General features: G+C 63.0%; 3 protein-coding genes. 2 read left to right on the top strand and 1 reads right to left on the bottom strand.

The window, feature by feature from the left end; translation table 11 throughout:
* Nucleotides 1-376: 376 nt before the first annotated feature.
* Both ATN37_RS00145 and ATN37_RS00140 read left to right on the top strand, forming a co-directional pair.
* The gene (locus tag ATN37_RS00145) at nucleotides 377-850 is read left to right on the top strand and encodes a DDE-type integrase/transposase/recombinase (protein WP_080656781.1); all 474 of its coding nucleotides are present in this window, start codon (nucleotides 377-379) and stop codon (nucleotides 848-850) included.
* Between the two features lie 4 nt (nucleotides 851-854).
* Nucleotides 855-1,394: a hypothetical protein gene (locus tag ATN37_RS00140; RefSeq protein ID WP_021334653.1), complete on the top strand. Its 540-nt coding sequence runs from the start codon at nucleotides 855-857 to the stop codon at nucleotides 1,392-1,394.
* Nucleotides 1,395-1,406: 12 nt separating this feature from the next.
* On the opposite strand, the gene ATN37_RS00135 is transcribed toward ATN37_RS00140, so the two are convergent.
* The coding region (locus ATN37_RS00135; protein WP_256933066.1) for an IS3 family transposase at nucleotides 1,407-2,548 on the bottom strand (1,142 nt) is incomplete at its 5' end.

The following is a 2,548-nucleotide window of genomic DNA, read 5'->3' as shown; positions in this document are numbered from 1 at the left end:
TGAGCACGGGCGTACCTTCCCGCCAGCGTTGGCGCGCTGGACTTGATCAGAATCCTGTTCGTGTACAGATCATCATCCGGGAAGGTGCGTCCTCCCGGGATCCACAGGTTTCGATCATTCCTCGGCGAACCCGACTCTGCGCCCGTACGGGCCACACCCCAAAGCCCGCCATCCTGCCGAGCTCACCGCCGCCGAGCGCGCCGCGATATTGGAGGTGCTCACCAGCGATGGCTACGCCGATCTGTCCGTGGCCCAGGTGTGGGCCCGCGAGCTCGACTGCACCGGATCCTGGCCGCGCACCGGATGAACGGTGAGCGCCGCCGGCACGCCACCCATCCACCGCGCAAGATTCCCGAACTGGTCACTACCAGGCAAAATGACGTCTGGTCCTCCAGGGGATATCACGAAAATGCGGGGCCCGACCAAGGGCATCTGGTACCACGCTCACGTCGTCATCGACATCTTCTCCCGCTACGTCGTGGGCTGGTGCATCGAGACCGTCGGAGACGGCGAACTAGCCGCTGACCTGGTCGCCGACGCCATCGCCGAGCAAGGCCGAGCACCGGGATATCTCCACGCCGACGGGGGCGCGGCGATGACCTCGAAACCGCTGGCCTCACTCCTGTGCGACCTGGACATCACCCGGTCGCACAATCGGCCCCGTGTCCGCGTACAGGGTGATGTGTTGTTCGGGATACAGGCTCACGTGTCGGTGTTCGACTGGGGTTCATGGTGCCGGTTCGTCGCCGGTGTTGACAAGGTCTCGGCAATCATCACGTATGTCAGCCGCGAACGGGACTTGGTTCCTCACGTACTGGTAGCCGCGAAGCCGGGGCCGGGTCGACGATGAGCGGATGGGGTCGGATCTGTCGAGGTCGACGGTGGTCGAGGTCACTCGCAAGTACGCCAAGCTGTACCTGGCGGCGTCGAAGAAGGACAAGGGCCGGATGCTCGATGAGTTCTGCGAGCTGACCGGTCTGTCCCGCAGCCGCGCCAGGCATGCTCTGGTGGAGGCCGGCTCGCGGGCGCCGAACGTGGTGCGGATGGATCGGCGCAGGTCTCGGCCCCGGAAGTACAGTGCCGACGCACGCGAGGTTCTCAAACACCTGTGGGTCCTGTCCGGGGGCAGTTGTGGTCCGTATCTGGCTGCGCAGATGGTCCTGCTGCTGGATTCGCTGGAGGCCCACGGCGAGCTCGTCGACGGTCGCGGCCACTACAGCCCGTCGGTGCGGACCGAGTTGGAGTCGATGAGCGGTGCGACGATCGACCGGTACCTGCAGGCGATCAAGGCCACCGCCTCGTTGCGGGGGTTTTCCGGCCCTTCCGGATTTCCGGCCCTTCCGGATTTAGAGTGCGTTGATCCGGTTCTGGAGCTGTCCGGAGTGGATGAGTGACCGCAAGATGAATCACCCTAGGTTCTGTGCCGCCTCCAGTTGGGGCTGATCCTCGGTGGTGAGGTCAGCGTAGTGGAGTGTTTCGTATTCGATCGGAGGCATGTGGCCGATGCTGGAATGAAGGCGCTTGACGTTGTACCACTCGACCCAACCAGCGGTCGCGAACTCGACGTCTGTGACCGTCTTGTACGACCCCGAGTGGAAGATCGTCGTTCGGATGCACTCGGTCTTGTACAACCCGTTAGCTGACTCGACGAGGGCATTGTCGTAGGCGTCCCCGACCGATCCGATGGACGCCGCGATGTTCTCGAGTGCCAACTTCTCGGTCAGCTTCACGGACGTGTACTGACTGCCCGCGTCCGAATGATGAATCAGCTCAGCCGCTTTCACCGGATGGCCCTCACGGCGGCGCTGCCACAGCGCCATCCGAAGCGGAATCGTCACCAGGTCCACGGTCTTCGACATCGAGGCATGCCAGGCGACGATCCGCCGGGAGAACACGTCGATGATGAACATCACGTAGACCCACCCGGCCCATGTTCGGACGTAAGTGAAATCGGTGACCCATACTCGGTTCGGTTCCTCGGCCTGGAACTGTCGGTTGAGCAGGTCGCCCGCTCGCACGCCGTCCGCCGATCGGATGGTTGTTCTGATTCCTTTCGCTCGTCGAATTCCGTTGTGGCAGAGCGATTTCATCGCACGATCGACCGCACCGTAGGACACCCCGGGGATCGCGGTCCGGTCCAGATGTACGCGCATCTTCACTCTCCCGTACAGCCCTTCGGGTGTCATCTTCCGCCGGCCGTCGGCGTCGGTGTTCCACACGACCTCCCTGACTGCGTCGATGACGTGGGCGTCGGAGACGGTGCGCGCAGCCGGCGTGCGTACTCGCCATGCTCGATAAGTTCTCGCGGCGATCTTGCAGCCCTGATCGCTCAGGACTCGACAGATCGACTCGACCGCAGAACCGTTGGCACGCAACGAATCTATGAAAGCGATGATCATCGGTTGCGGGGGTCGAGTTCCCCCGCGAAGAAAATCATGATATGTGGGTGATCTGACGCATCCAGTGTCAGGCTGATCATGTCGGTTGTCGGCTCGATCGAGGAGGCCCCACAATGAATGCTTTCGTCCCAGCGCTGGTCCGGCCGCCT

This window comes from Rhodococcus sp. MH15, from assembly GCF_019266045.1.
GTDB lineage: Bacteria > Actinomycetota > Actinomycetes > Mycobacteriales > Mycobacteriaceae > Rhodococcus_F > Rhodococcus_F qingshengii.
Note: the sequence above shows the minus strand (reverse complement) of the source record. Positions and strands in the feature narration are given on the sequence as shown.